This window comes from Microbacterium sp. IO18 (genome assembly GCF_049099505.1).
Taxonomy (GTDB): domain Bacteria; phylum Actinomycetota; class Actinomycetes; order Actinomycetales; family Microbacteriaceae; genus Microbacterium; species Microbacterium aurugineum.
Genome location: NZ_JBMJAF010000001.1, coordinates 1,831,637 through 1,845,774, shown reverse-complemented (window position 1 = coordinate 1,845,774; position 14,138 = coordinate 1,831,637). Strand labels below are relative to the sequence as shown.

Genomic DNA, 14,138 nt, shown 5'->3' with positions numbered 1-14,138 from the left:
TAAGGTGGCGAGCATGACCTTCCGCCGCATCCTGCTCGTCGCCGTGGGCGGTATGGTCGGCACGGCGGCGAGGCTGGGACTCGGACTGATGGTGCCCGACGCGGGTGGCTTTCCGGTGGCCGTGCTGCTCGCCAACGTCCTCGGAGCCGTGCTGATCGGAGTGCTGGCCGCGCGCCTCCCCTCCTCCACGGACCTCCGTCTGGCTCTCGGCACCGGAGCGCTCGGCGGATTCACGACGTACAGCGCGTTCATGACGGGCACGGTGGAGCTGTGGGCGGACGCACCGGTGCTCGCGGCCGCGTACGCCATCGGCAGCCTGGTGCTCGGCCTGGCCGGAGCGGCGCTCGGTCTGCGCTTCGGCAGACCCCGCCACGGAGCACCCGCGTGACCCCGCTGCTCTTCCTCGGTGCCGCGCTCGCCGGCGGAGTCGGTGCGGTGCTGCGCTATCTCGTCGACCTCGGTGTCGCGCGGCTCGCCGGCCGCCGCTTCCCGTGGGGCATCCTCCTCGTGAACGTATCCGGCTCCTTCGCTCTCGGGGTGGTCACCGCGGCTCTCCCTGACGCGGCGTTCGTGCTCGGCGCCGGACTGCTGGGCGGATACACGACGTTCAGCACCGCGATGCTCGACACGGTCGCACTGTGGCGAGACGGCGAGCGCGGGTCCGCGGTGTTCAACGCGGTCGGGATGCTCCTGCTCGGCGTCCTCGCCGCCGCCCTCGGCCTGGCACTCGGCACCGCCCTCTGACCCCCCCGGACCGCCCCGGCCCCGTCTCGCGGTCCCATCCCCCCGCTGTCCCGTCCCCCCGCGGTCCCGTCCCCGTCGTGCGGTCCCGTCCTCGTCGTGCAGTCCCGTCCTCGTCGTGCGGTCCGTCGCGAAGGTCGACACCCCCTCTGCTCGCCGAGGCCCCCTCTGGATCGCACCAATCAGCGGGGGCGTCGGCGGTGAACGGGGGTCTCGGCGGAGACGGACGGGAGAGACGGACGGACGAGAGAGACGGGGACGGGAGAGACGGACGGACGAGAGAGACGGGGACGGGGACGGGACGGGACGGGACGGGACAGGGTGAAGCGGGGGTTGCGGGGGTGGGAAGGGGCGGGGTACTCTCCTTGCTAATCGATTAACGCTAAACGATTAACACCCGTTCCTGCACTCGTGCACTGTCGAAGGAGACACCGATGCCCCGTACGACCCGCCGCGCTCTGGGCGCCCTCGCCGCGTCTGCGGCCGCCGTCCTCGCCCTCAGCGCCTGCTCCTCTGCGACCGCGGGGGAGAGCTCCGACGGTGACGTCACCCTCAGCTACGCCATCTGGGACGAGAACCAGAAGCCCGCGATGGAGGACATCGCCGCGGCGTTCACGAAGGAGCACCCGAACGTCACGATCGACATCCAGGTCACCCCCTACAAGGAGTACTTCACCAAGCTGCAGACCGCCGCGACGGGTGGCTCGGCAGCCGACGTCTTCTGGATGAACGGCCCGAACTTCCAGCTCTACGCCTCGAACGGCCAGCTCGCCCCTCTCGACGACGGCGGGATCGACGCCGCGGACTACCCCGAGGGCCTGATCGACCTGTACACCTACGACGGCAAGCTCTACGGCGCCCCGAAGGACTTCGACACCGTCGCCCTCTGGTACAACAAGGCGCTGTTCGACGCTGCCGGGGTGGAGTACCCCTCGGCGGGGTGGACGTGGGATGACTTCACCGCGGCCGCCGCGAAGCTCACCGATCCCGCGAAGGGGCAGTTCGGCGTCGCGGCGAGCCAGTACGGCCAGGAGAACTTCTACAACTCGATCGCCCAGGCCGGTGGAGAGGTCATCTCCGCCGACGGCACGAAGAGCGGATACGGATCGCCCGAAGCACTCGCCGGCATCGAGCTGTGGACCGACCTGATCGCCGCCGGCTCTTCGCCCACGGCACAGCAGATGACCGACACGAACCCCGAGGACTTCTTCCTCTCCGGCAAGGTCGCCATGTTCCAGAACGGGTCGTGGGCGGCCATCGCCTACGCGGACAACGCCGACATCGGCGGTGACGTCGACGTGGCACCGCTGCCCGCCGGCGCCGAAGGCAACCAGAGCGTGATCCACGGTGTCGGAAACGTCGCCAACGCGAAGAGCGCCCACCTCGCCGAGGCCAAGATGTTCGCCGAGTTCGCCTCCGGTGAGCAGGCCGCGAAGATCCAGGCCGAGACCGGCACCGTGATCCCGGCGTTCGACGGCACGCAGCAGGCGTGGGTCGACGCGCTTCCCCAGTACGACCTGCAGGTCTACATCGACGCGCTCGAGAACGCCGTCCCGTACCCGGTGTCCAAGAACACCTCCGCCTGGACGAGCATCGAGAGCGAGGTGCTCTCCCAGGTGTGGTCGGGTGCGGTGACCCCGAAGGACGGCCTCCAGGATCTCGCCGCCCAGATGCAGGCGGCACTGGACGCCGAGCAGGACTGATCGTATGACCGTCCTCGCGCCGCGCGCGGTCGAGACGGCGGAGCGGATGCCGGAGCCGCAGGGCTCCGGCGTCCGTCGCCGCCGTCGGAGTCCCGGAGCTTCGCCCTGGTGGGCGCTGGTCTTCCTCGGGCCGACCGCACTGGGCATCGCCGTGTTCTACCTGTGGCCGACCGTCCGGACCCTCATCATCTCGTTCACGAAGTCGGGGCCGTTCGGCGGGTCCGAGTGGGTGGGCATCGAGAACTACACGCGTCTGTTCCAGGATCCCGAGCTCATCGGGGCCCTCCGCAACACCGCGGTCTACACGGTCATCGCGCTCATCGGCATCCCTCTCGCGGTCGGGATCGCCGCCCTGCTGAACACCGCCGGGCTCAAGGGCCGCAGCGCCTACCGCACGCTGTACTTCATCCCCGTCGTCACGATGCCGGCCGCCATCGCGCTGGTCTGGCGCATGATCTACAACGGCGACTACGGGGTGCTCAACGCCGCTCTGGGGGCCGTCGGCATCGAGGGGCGCAGCTGGCTCACCGACCCGAACACCGCGTTGATCGCGATCGCCGTCGTCGGGATCTGGGCGGGGCTGGGCACCAACATCGTGATCTTCCTCGCCGGTCTCCAGGGCATCCCCGACACGATCCTGGAGGCGGCCGACCTCGACGGCGCGGGTCCTGTGCGCAAGTTCTTCTCGATCACGATCCCGCTGCTGTCGCCGTCGATCTTCTTCGTCAGCGTGATCAGCGTGATCGGGGCGCTGCAGGTGTTCGACCTGATCTACATGATGCTCGGACGCAGCAACCCCGCGATGCCGAACACCCGCACCGTCGTCTATCTCTTCTACGAAGCGGGCTTCCTCGACAACGACCGCGGCTATGCGGCCGCCGTCGCCTTCCTCCTGCTCGTGATCATCCTGATCCTCACGATCGTGCAGTTCCGTCTGCAGAAGAAGTGGGTGCACTATGAGTGACGTCTCGCTCGACACGCGCGCCGTGGTCGGCGCTCCCGCCGGCCGCTCGGGCACGCGCGCCGGGAAGCCGAGGAATCGTGGCCTCTGGATCGTGCACCTCGTGCTCCTCCTCGGCGCCGTGCTGATGGTCTTCCCGTTCGTCTGGCAGCTGCTGACCTCGTTCAAGACGCTGTCGGACTCCGTGCAGGTGCCGCCGTCGTTCCTGCCGCGTGAATGGGTGTTCACGAACTTCGCCGAGGTCTTCGACTCGATGCCGTTCGGGCAGATGTTCCTGAACTCCGTGCTCCTCACGGTCGGGCGCACGGTCGGACAGGTGGTGCTGTGCACGATGGCGGGCTACGCGTTCGCACGCATCCCGTTCCCCGGCCGCAACGCCCTGTTCGTGGTGTTCCTCTCGGTGCTGATGGTGCCGTCGCAGCTCTACCTGCTGCCGCAGTACGAGATCATCCAGTCGCTGGGGTGGCTCAACACCCTGCAGGCGCTCATCGTGCCCGGCATCTTCAGCGCGTTCGGCACCTTCCTGATGCGGCAGTTCTTCATGTCGATGCCTGCCGAGCTCGAGGAGGCCGCGCGCATCGACGGCGCGAATCCGTGGCAGACCTTCTGGCGGATCATGGTTCCGCTCGCGAAGCCTGGCATCATCGCACTTGTGGTGTTCACCGTGCTGTGGTCCTGGAACGATCTGCTCTGGCCGTTGATCGTGACGACCGACCCCGCGAAGATGCCGCTGTCGGTCGGGCTCTCGCAGCTGGTCGGCATCCACGGCACGGACTACCCAGTGCTGATGGCGGGTGCGCTGCTGGCGACGCTCCCGATGCTGGTGACCTTCATGATCCTGCAGCGGCAGTTCATCCAGGGCATCGCGTTCAGCGGATCGAAGGGCTGAGTCATGGCGAAGAGCGAGCACCAGGTGCCTCGGCGCCCGACCCTGCGCATGGTGGCCGAACGGGCCGGGGTGTCGACCGCGACCGTGTCGTATGTGTTCTCCGGACGGGCGGGGGCGGCCTCGGGGGCCGGTGTCGCCGAGGCCACGGCCGCGCGGGTGCTGGCCGCGGCCGACGAGCTCAACTACCGGCCGAACAGCGCGGCGCGGGCGATCCGCACGGGACGCAGCGGCATGGTGCAGCTCTCGTTGCACATGCTCAGCGACCCGTGGTCCCTGGCGGTGGCCGACGCGGTGAACGCCGAGGCGAACAAGCACGGACTCACCACGCTGATCCTCGCCGACGGCGACTGGCATGCCGCGCTCGACCGTGTCGAGAGCGACGTGGCCTATCTGGACGGCGTGGGACTCGACGAGTCGGCGCGGCAGAACCTCGCCGACCTCGTCCGGCGCGGGCAGCGTCTGGTGGTGTTCTCCGAGCACCTCGAACCCGAGGGATTCGACGTGATCCGCTCCGACGCGATCCCGGGATGCGAGATCGCGATGGATCATCTGCTGGAGCGGCACACCGCGATCGGATGCATCGCCGCGGAGGGAGCGGTGCGCCTCGCCGGTGAGCAGATCACGCGCTACACGCCCTACGTCGAGAAGCTGGCGGCCGCCGGCATCGAGCCGGAGCCGAACTGGACCGTGACGTACGCCGATACCCAGGCGAGCGCGTTCACGGCGGCGGTCGAGTTGCTCTCGGGCGAGAACCGGCCGCGGGCGGTGTACGCCACGACCGACTTCGCCGCGATCGCCACGATCAACGCCGCGCACATGCTCGGTCTGCGGGTGCCACACGACGTCGCGGTGGTGGGCGTCGGCAACACCCCGGACGCCCGCCTGATCGCGCCCACCCTGACGACCGTCGGCCCGACCGACTTCTACGAGAGGCAGGCGCGCATCATCGTCGACCGTGCCCTCGAGACCGAACCCACCCCCGGGCGCCTGCACGACTTCGCATGGACGCTCTTCCCCGGCGGATCCACTGACCTCGACGCCCCCGCACCGCGGGCCCGTTGACCTCGGCATCCCGCACAGACTCATCACACAGAAGGACCATCGTGGATCTCCAGATCGGCATCATCGGCTTCGGCGCGCGCTCGACCCTCCAGGAAGAGGTGCATCGCCCCGGGCACGGATCACGCATCAGCGCCGTGTGCGACCTCGCCCCGCGCGCTCGCGAGGACGCCCGCGCCCTCGTCCCGGACGCGTTCATCACCGATTCGCTCGATGAGCTGCTGGCCTCGGGCGTCGACGCCGTCATGGTGCTCACCCCCGACGACACGCACGCCGCCCTCAGCATCCGGGCACTCGAAGCCGGAGTGCCGGTGTTCTGCGAGAAGCCCCTCGCGATCGACCTCGCCGACGCCGACCGGATGCTCGAGACCGCGCGCCGCACCGGCACCGGGCTCTATATCGGCCACAACATGCGGCACATGCCCGTGATCACCCTCATGCGCGGACTCATCCAGACCGGGCGCATCGGACAGGTCAAGGCCGTGTGGGTGCGGCACTTCGTCGGCCACGGCGGCGACTTCTACTTCAAGGACTGGCACGCCGACCGCCGCCGCACCACGGGACTGCTGCTGCAGAAGGGCGCGCACGACATCGACATCATCCACTGGCTCGCCGGCGCGTACACCGAGAGGGTCTCCGCGATGGGGGCGCTGAGCGTGTACGGCGAGATCACCGACCGGCGTGACCGGACGGGGGAGCGGATGCCGGACTGGTTCAGCATGGACAACTGGCCGCCGACCGCGCTCACCGGCCTGCACCCGGTGGTCGACGTCGAGGACATCTCGATGGTGAACATGCAGCTGGAGGGCGGGATCTTCGCGTCGTACCAGCAGTGCCACTTCACGCCCGACTACTGGCGCAACTACACCGTGATCGGCACCGAGGGGCGCATCGAGAACTTCGGCGATGTCGCAGGCAGCGAGGTCAAGCTGTGGAATCGGAGGCATGCGGGCGCGGCCGACGCCGACGAGACCTTCATCGTTCCCGAGGTCCCGGACGCGGGGCACGACGGCGCCGATGCGCTGCTCGTCGCCGAGTTCCTGCGGTTCGTGCGGCACGGTGGTCTGACGGCGACGTCACCGATCGCGGCGCGCGAGGCCGTGGCGGCCGGTATCCTCGCCACCGCGTCGCTGCGGGGCGACGGCTCCGCGATCGAGATCCCCCCGCTGGATCCCGACCTCGTCGCCTACTTCGAGCGGGGTCAGGTCGAGGCCGCGCTGGTATGAGCGCAGCGTCCCTCGCTGCGGGATCAGAAAGGGGCCGGAACACGCGACGCCCGGTCCGTTTTTGATCCCGTACGGCCCGCTCCCAGCGCACTCACATCCGGAAAATGTACAAAAGTACATGTACGGATGTCCAAGGGGGCGGGATGAAGCATGGTGCGCGTCGGCGACGTGACCCTGAGGCGCGCCGTCGGGAGATCGTGACCGCCGCGGCGGAACTGATCGTCGAGGTGGGCGCAGAGGCCGTCACGCACCGTATGGTGGCCGCCCGCGCCGGCGTGCCCCTCGGTGCGACGACTCAGTACTTCGACACCCTCGACGACCTCCGTGCTGCGGCCTTCCGCGCGCTTGCCGAAGAGGTTGACGCGCGCCTCGACGGTGTCCGTCAGACGCTCACCGAGCGCGGCGTCTCGCCGCACACGATCGCCACCCTGATCGCCGACAGCATGGAGGACGCGCACGCCGTCCAGGCCGACCGCGCGGTGGTGACCGCTGCCGTGCACGATCCACGGCTGCGCGAACTCGCTCGTCACCTCTCCGACCGGCTCGTGGAACTCCTCGAACCGACCTATGGTGAAGACCGGGCCCGTGCCGCGATGATCTTCATCGACGGCGTCATGTGGAACATGCAGATCCGCGACGACCGCCTGGCACAGTCCTTCATCGAGACCGCACTGGCGCGGATCCTCGGAGATTCCGTCTCCACTCCGACCGCAACGACAGCCACACCCTGACACCGAGGAAAACGCCTTGTCGAAACTCGCCATCCTGAGCCTCAAGAACCGTGCGCTCATCGCCCTCATCACCATCGTCGCGGCGGTGTTCGGCGGGCTCGCGCTCACGAACCTCAAGCAGGAGCTCATCCCTTCGCTCGAGCTGCCGGCGCTCGTCGTCATGACGACCTACCCCGGGGCCTCGCCCGAGGTGGTCGAGAATGACGTGTCGACGCCGGTCGAGTCGGCGATCCAGGGTGTCCCCGGGCTCGAGTCGACCACCGCGACCAGCACCACGAACGCCTCGATCGTCCAGGCGATGTTCGCCTACGGCACGAACCTCGCCACAGCCGAGCAGAAGATCCAGCAGGCGATCAACCGGATCTCGTCGCAACTGCCCGAAGACGTCAGCCCGCAGGTGCTGTCGGTGTCGATCGATGACTTCCCCGTGATCCAGGTCGCCGTGACCGGGTTCGAGGATGCCGACAACGCCCAGGCCGAGCTCGAATCCGTCGCGATCCCCGACCTCGAGGACGTCGACGGGGTCAACGCCGCGGAGATCGTCGGTGGCGTCGGACAGCGCATCAGCATCACCCCCGACACGGCGAAGCTCGCCGCCGCGGGTCAGAGCACACAGGCCATCAGCTCGGCGCTGCAGCAGAACGGCACCCTGTTCCCGGGCGGGGACATCACCGCCGACGGGCAGACGCTCACGGTGCAGACCGGAGCCAAGATCACCTCGGTCGACGAGATCGCGGCGCTGCCGCTGGTGGGCACCGATCTCACCATCGGCGACGTGGCCAGCGTCGTGCAGGAGTCCGACCCCGTCACCTCGATCTCGCGGGTCGACGGCAAGGATGCGCTGTCGATCTCGATCACGAAGCTGCCCGCCGCCAACACCGTCGAGGTGTCCAACGGCGTGATCGCGGCCCTCGACGAGATCGGCAAGGCCTTCCCCGATGCCGAGTTCACCGTGATCTTCGACCAGGCGCCGTTCATCGTGCAGTCGATCGAGACGCTCGCGACGGAGGGTCTGCTCGGCCTCGTCTTCGCCGTGATCGTCATCCTGGTCTTCCTGCTCTCGATCCGCTCGACCCTCGTGACGGCGATATCGATCCCGACCAGCGTGCTCATCACGTTCATCGGGTTGCAGGCGTTCGGCTACTCGCTGAACGTGCTGACGCTCGGCGCGCTCACGATCGCGATCGGTCGAGTGGTGGACGACTCCATCGTGGTGATCGAGAACATCAAACGTCACTACGTGGGCGATGCCGACAAGGGTGATGCGATCCGTCTCGCCGTGCGCGAGGTCGCGATGGCGATCACCGCCTCGACGATCACGACCGTCGCGGTGTTCCTGCCGATCGTCTTCGTCGGCGACATGGTCGGCGAGCTGTTCCGACCGTTCGCGATGACGGTGACGATCGCGATGGTCGCCTCGCTCCTGGTCGCGCTCACCATCGTGCCCGTGCTCGCCTACTGGTTCCTGAAGCCCGGCAAGCCGCTGCTCGACGAGCATGGAACGCCGATCGACCCCGAGCACCCCGATGCTCCGCCGACGCAGCTCCAGCGCGTGTACCGGCCGATCCTCGCCTGGACGCTGAAGCACTCGGGTGTCACGGTCATCCTGGCTGTCGTGGTGCTCGGCGCCACGCTCGCCGCGGCACCGCTGATGAAGGTCAACTTCCTCGGAGACTCCGGGCAGAACACCATGACCATCACGCAGGACCTCGGTCCGTCGGCGAGCCTGCAGGCGAAGTCGGATGCGGCCGTCGCGGTCGAGGATGCCCTGCTCGACATCGACGGCATCGAGCACGTGCAGGCCTCGATCGGCACCAGCGGCTCGGCGCTCAGCGATGCCTTCTCGGGCGGAGCGGGTGTCACGTACTCGGTGCTGACCGACTCCGACGCAGACCAGGAGAAGCTCCGCGCCGATGTGCAGGACGCGATCGACGGACTCGGTGACGAGGTCGGCGATGTGGCCGTGTCCGCCTCCGCGGGATTCGGCTCGAGCGACATCGAGATCACGGTCAGCGCACCGAACTCCGATGACCTGCAGACCGCGACCACGGCACTCGTCGACGAGCTCGACGGCCGGGACGGAGTCGGTCAGGTCACCGACAACCTCGCCGCCTCGCTGCCGTACATCGCCGTCGTGGTCGATCGCGAAGCGGCCGCCCAGCGCGGGCTCTCCGAGGTCGCGGTCGGCTCGATCGTGTCGAACACCATGCGTCCGCAGCAGGCCGGTTCCGTCGAGATCGACGACACCGCGCTGACCGTCTACATCGTCACGCCCGAGCCGCCGACCACGGTCGAGGCGCTCAAGGAGCTGGCGATCCCGACGCCGCTCGGCGTGGTGCAGCTGCAGGACATCGCGACCGTCGAGCAGCGCAACGGCCCGACGTCGATCACGACCGAGCAGGGGCGTCGCACCTCGACGATCACGGTGCCGCCGGCATCCGACAACCTCGCCACCGCCACACAGTCGGTGAACGAGGCGCTCGCCGCGGTCGACCTGCCCGACGGTGCCTCCGCCGAGGTCGGTGGCGTGGCGTCGCAGCAGGCGGACTCGTTCTCGCAGCTGGGCCTCGCGATGCTCGCGGCGATCCTGATCGTCTACGTGGTGATGGTCGCGACCTTCAAGTCGCTGCGTCAGCCGCTGCTGCTGCTCGTCTCGGTGCCGTTCGCGGCGACCGGCGCGATCCTGCTGCAGATCGTCACGGGAGTGCCGCTCGGTGTCGCCTCGCTGATCGGTGTGCTGATGCTGATCGGCATCGTGGTGACGAATGCGATCGTGCTCGTCGACCTGGTGAACCAGTATCGGGAGAAGGGGCTGTCGACCGTCGAGGCGGTCAAGGCCGGCGGGGAGAAGCGTCTGCGTCCGATCCTCATGACCGCGCTCGCGACGATCCTCGCCCTCACCCCGATGGCGCTCGGCATCACCGGGCACGGCGGGTTCATCTCCCAGCCGCTGGCGATCGTCGTGATCGGCGGGCTCCTGTCCTCGACCGTGCTGACACTGATCGTGCTGCCGACGCTCTATAACCTCGTCGAGGGTGCCAAGGAGCGGCGGGCGGCGCGCAAGGCGGGCGGGTCGGATGCCGGCGGGGCGCCCGAGCCGGATGCTCCGGTCGGGCCGGATGCGTCGGGCGCTGCGGCAGCTCCGGCCGGTTCGGTGCTGATCGACACGTCTGGTCTGCCGCACGCACGGCAGCTCACCCGGCGCGAACTGCGCGACCGGGAGTAGCGGGTCCGTCCGGCGGGGGTTCCGGCGGACGGTTACAACTCACGCGCGTTCACAACTCCGCAGAAAGGCCCCGGATCCGCAGGCAGATGCGTGATCCGGGGCCTTTCGAGTCGATCCTTGAGGAGTTGTCAACGGCCCGACGCTGCGAAGGGTCGGAACAGGTCAGCTGAACGTGATGCCCCAGTGCAGGGTCCAGGTCTCTTCCGGGGCGAGGCGGCGGATGCCGAGGCCGCTGTTGAGCGCATCGGCGGGCGCGGTCATCGGCTCGATCGCGACCGCGAGGCTCTGTCCGGGATAAGCAGGTGTGGTGTACACCTGCACGTAGTCGAAGCCCTCACCCTGCCACAGGGTCACGCGACGGCCGTCCGGTGCGGTGAGCGAGTGGCGTACCCGCCCGTCCGGGGCGCGCGTGAGATCGGTGAAGCCGGTGTCGAGGCTCACGTCTCCCAGGCGGACGCCATCCCGCAGCGCGGTATCCGCCGGACGCGTCCCGGTCGGCAGCATCCGCTCATCGGTCTCGAACGCGGTCTTCGCGGGGATCCTCAGCGTGAGGTCGTGCGGGTCGACATCACCGATCGTGACGAACGGATGCGTGCCCAGCGCGACCGGCGCCGGGGTGTCCGAGCGGTTGGTGAGGGCGTGTGCGACCTGGATGCCGTCGGAAGCGAGGGTGTAGGTCACCGCGGTCTCGACCAGATACGGATAGCCGGTCTGCGGCACGATGGTCGCTCGCAGCACGGCTTCGGTGTCGGTCTGCGACACCTCGTAGGAGGTGAAGCGCAGCAGTCCGTGGCTCGCATTGTTCAACTTCGGCTCGGTGATCGCGAGCGCTCGCGCGGTGCCGTCGTCCTCCCAGCGTCCGTCGCGCACCCGGTTCGGCCACGGCACGAGCACCACACCGGAACACGCGGGAGTCGGCAGGTCGAGGGGATACGGCGGCACGAGATCGACACCGCCGATGCGCAGCGAGCGCAGGGACGCGCCGACCTGGGCGATCTGCGCATCCACCTCGCCGCGTCGGAGGGTGATCTGGGTGCCGGTGGGGGAAGCGGTACTCACCTCGACATCGTACGGCCACGCCTGCGGCAGCACTCTCTCAGGTGCGTCCGGTAGTATCGGACGGTCGGCTTCGGACACCCGCGCGTTGGCGCGGACGTTTTCTGTGTATGAAGTGTGAGTCCAGGGGCCGATGGTGAGCGTCGCTCGACGCTAATCAACCATCACATGAATGGCCCCGGCCGCTGACAGTCCGGAACCCCGCTGATCGAGCCCGATCAGGCGCAGGGTGCTCGCGCGTGCGCGCGGCGCTGTTCTCGTGCGAGAACACAGGAAGACACCGCAATGCCGAAGAACAAGAAGCCCAAGGGCGGACGCCCGTCCGCGAACTTCGAGCCGCGCTACGGCGCGAAGAAGACCTCCTTCCACGATCGCCACAACGGTGGCCCCGCCCGTGACGGCGCGCGCGCCGAGCGCGGCGGACGATCGGATGCCGGGGAGCGTCGCTCCGCGCCCGCCGCCGGTGGCTACGACCGGCGTCCCGGCAGCCGCAGCGCCGGCCACCGCGGCTACCGTCCGGCCGAGGCCGAGACGGGTGCGCCCAAGCAGCGCTGGAGCGCATCCGAGCGCGCAGGCCGCGATGAAGCCCGTGGCATCCGCAACCGCGCCGAGTCCGGGCGTCGCGAGGCCCCGCACCACCGCAACGAGCGCCCCCGCTTCGACGAGCGCTCCGACCGTCCGCGGTACAACGACCGGCCCAGCTCCGGCGGACGGTTCGACGACCGTCCGCGGCGTGACGACCGTGGCGGACAGCGCCCCACCGGTCCCGGAACCTACCGCGATGACCGCGGCGGTGACCGTCCGCGCCGTGACGACCGCGCAGGCACTCAGCGTCAGGGCTTCCGTGACAACGACCACCGCGATGGTGGGCGCCCTGGCCGCGACGACCGCCGCGGTGCCGAGCGTCCCCGGTACAACGGCGACCGTGGGGCCGAGCGTCCCCGGTACGACCGTGACGAGCGTCCGCGCCGTGACGACCGCGGTGCCGAGCGTTCCTACGACGCCGACCGCGCACGCCGCGCCTTCGACCGCGACCGCACGCAGCGTTCGTACGAGGGCGGCCGCGATGAGCGGTCGCGTCCGTCGACCGGTGGGGCCTACCGCACCGAGCGTCCGCGCCCGCTGACCTCGGACACGCGGGGGCGTCCGGCGCGCAATGAGCGTCCGAGCCGCAACGACTGGAACGCCACCGGCCGCCCGGCCTCCACCGGAGCCAAGTTCGCGCCGGGTGACGACGTGGTGCATGAGCGCCTCGAGGCGAAGTCCGTCGCGGCGGTCGAGGTCGACGGTGTGACCTTCGGCGACCTCGGTCTCGGCTCGAACATCGTCGAGACCCTCGCCGGCATGGGCGCGGCCACGCCGTTCCCGATCCAGGCGGCCAGCATCCCGGCCGTGCTCGGCGGTCGCGACGTGCTCGCTCGCGGGCGCACCGGTTCGGGCAAGACCATCGCCTTCGGCGCCCCGCTCGTCGAGCGCGTGCTGCAGTCGCAGGCCGGCAAGCGGCGTGAGTTCGGACGGTCGCCGCGCGCGATCATCCTCGCGCCGACGCGTGAGCTCGCGCTGCAGATCGACCGTACGATCCAGCCCATCGCCCGCAGCGTCGGCCTGTTCACCACGCAGATCTACGGTGGTGTGCCGCAGGGCCGCCAGGTGGGCGCGCTCAAGAAGGGCGTCGACATCGTGATCGGCACGCCCGGTCGTATTGAAGACCTCATCAACCAGGGCAAGCTCGACCTCTCGGACTGCCGCATCGCGGTGCTCGACGAGGCCGACCACATGTGCGAGCTCGGATTCGTCGAGCCCGTGCAGCGCATCCTGCGTCACACTGCGGACGGCAGCCAGAAGCTCCTGTTCTCGGCCACGCTCGACCGTGAGGTCGCGGCGCTCGTCGACGAGTTCCTCGTGGACCCCGCCGTGTACGAGGTCGCCGGGGAGGACCAGGACTCCAGCACGATCGAGCACCGGGTGCTGGTGATCGAGCACCGTGACAAGGCCGACATCCTCACGTCGCTCGTCGACCGCGCGGGCAAGACCCTCGTCTTCGCTCGCACCCGTGCCTACGCCGACATGCTGGCCGAGCAGTTCGACGACGCCGGCATCCCCGCGGTCTCGCTGCACGGTGACCTGAACCAGGCGAAGCGCACGCGCAACCTGGAGCGTCTGACCTCGGGCCGCGTGAACGTGCTCGTCGCGACGGACGTCGCCGCCCGCGGCATCCACGTCGACGACATCGACCTGGTCGTGCAGGCCGATGCCCCGGACGAGTACAAGACGTACCTGCACCGCTCCGGTCGTACGGGTCGGGCGGGTCGTTCGGGCCGCGTCGTGACGCTGATCACGCGTCAGCGCCAGCGTCGCATGACCGAGCTGCTCGACCGTGCCGAGATCGACGCGCCGTTCGAGAACGCGCGCCTCGACGACGACATCATCGAGGAGATCGCCGGCCGCGTGCCGACCGCGGCCGACCTGACTGCCTGAGTCGGGGCGGTCGCGAGCTGCGGCCGTTCACAACTCCGCAAAAACACACCGAAAGGCCCTGGGGACAC

11 protein-coding genes are annotated in these 14,138 nt (G+C 69.1%); 10 read left to right on the top strand and 1 reads right to left on the bottom strand.

The window, feature by feature from the left end:
* Positions 1-13: 13 nt before the first annotated feature.
* The 9 genes from ACLF6J_RS08880 to ACLF6J_RS08840 all read left to right on the top strand — a co-directional run bounded on the left by ACLF6J_RS08880 (position 14) and on the right by ACLF6J_RS08840 (position 10,536).
* Positions 14-388, top strand: coding sequence for a fluoride efflux transporter FluC (locus ACLF6J_RS08880; RefSeq protein WP_134352851.1), 375 nt, complete (start codon positions 14-16; stop codon positions 386-388).
* A complete protein-coding gene (locus tag ACLF6J_RS08875; RefSeq protein WP_134352852.1) occupies positions 385-744 on the top strand; it encodes a fluoride efflux transporter FluC in 360 nt (119 codons plus the stop codon). The genes ACLF6J_RS08880 and ACLF6J_RS08875 overlap by 4 nt, the downstream gene beginning before the upstream one ends.
* 431 nt (positions 745-1,175) lie before the next feature.
* Positions 1,176-2,444, top strand: coding sequence for an ABC transporter substrate-binding protein (locus ACLF6J_RS08870; protein WP_134352853.1), 1,269 nt, complete (start codon positions 1,176-1,178; stop codon positions 2,442-2,444).
* Between the two features lie 4 nt (positions 2,445-2,448).
* On the top strand, positions 2,449-3,408 hold the full coding sequence (locus tag ACLF6J_RS08865) for a carbohydrate ABC transporter permease (protein ID WP_134352854.1): 960 nt from the start codon (positions 2,449-2,451) through the stop codon (positions 3,406-3,408).
* Complete coding sequence (locus tag ACLF6J_RS08860) at positions 3,401-4,294, top strand: carbohydrate ABC transporter permease (RefSeq protein WP_194239336.1); 894 nt, start codon at positions 3,401-3,403, stop codon at positions 4,292-4,294. Before ACLF6J_RS08865 ends, ACLF6J_RS08860 begins: the two co-directional genes overlap by 8 nt.
* A 3-nt stretch (positions 4,295-4,297) precedes the next feature.
* Positions 4,298-5,356: a LacI family DNA-binding transcriptional regulator gene (locus ACLF6J_RS08855; protein ID WP_134352855.1), complete on the top strand. Its 1,059-nt coding sequence runs from the start codon at positions 4,298-4,300 to the stop codon at positions 5,354-5,356.
* 41 nt (positions 5,357-5,397) lie between these two features.
* On the top strand, positions 5,398-6,579 hold the full coding sequence (locus ACLF6J_RS08850) for a Gfo/Idh/MocA family protein (protein WP_208526508.1): 1,182 nt from the start codon (positions 5,398-5,400) through the stop codon (positions 6,577-6,579).
* A 143-nt stretch (positions 6,580-6,722) separates the two neighbouring features.
* Complete coding sequence (locus tag ACLF6J_RS08845; RefSeq protein ID WP_134352856.1) at positions 6,723-7,310, top strand: TetR/AcrR family transcriptional regulator; 588 nt, start codon at positions 6,723-6,725, stop codon at positions 7,308-7,310.
* A gap of 16 nt (positions 7,311-7,326) precedes the next feature.
* Complete coding sequence (locus ACLF6J_RS08840) at positions 7,327-10,536, top strand: efflux RND transporter permease subunit (RefSeq protein WP_134352857.1); 3,210 nt, start codon at positions 7,327-7,329, stop codon at positions 10,534-10,536.
* Between the two features lie 162 nt (positions 10,537-10,698).
* Here the strand turns inward: ACLF6J_RS08840 and ACLF6J_RS08835 are convergent, their stop codons facing one another.
* Positions 10,699-11,595, bottom strand: coding sequence for an aldose 1-epimerase family protein (locus tag ACLF6J_RS08835; protein ID WP_134352858.1), 897 nt, complete (start codon positions 11,593-11,595; stop codon positions 10,699-10,701).
* A gap of 282 nt (positions 11,596-11,877) precedes the next feature.
* On the opposite strand from ACLF6J_RS08835, the gene ACLF6J_RS08830 reads away from it, so the two are divergent.
* On the top strand, positions 11,878-14,070 hold the full coding sequence (locus ACLF6J_RS08830; RefSeq protein ID WP_134352859.1) for a DEAD/DEAH box helicase: 2,193 nt from the start codon (positions 11,878-11,880) through the stop codon (positions 14,068-14,070).
* Positions 14,071-14,138: the final 68 nt, after the last annotated feature.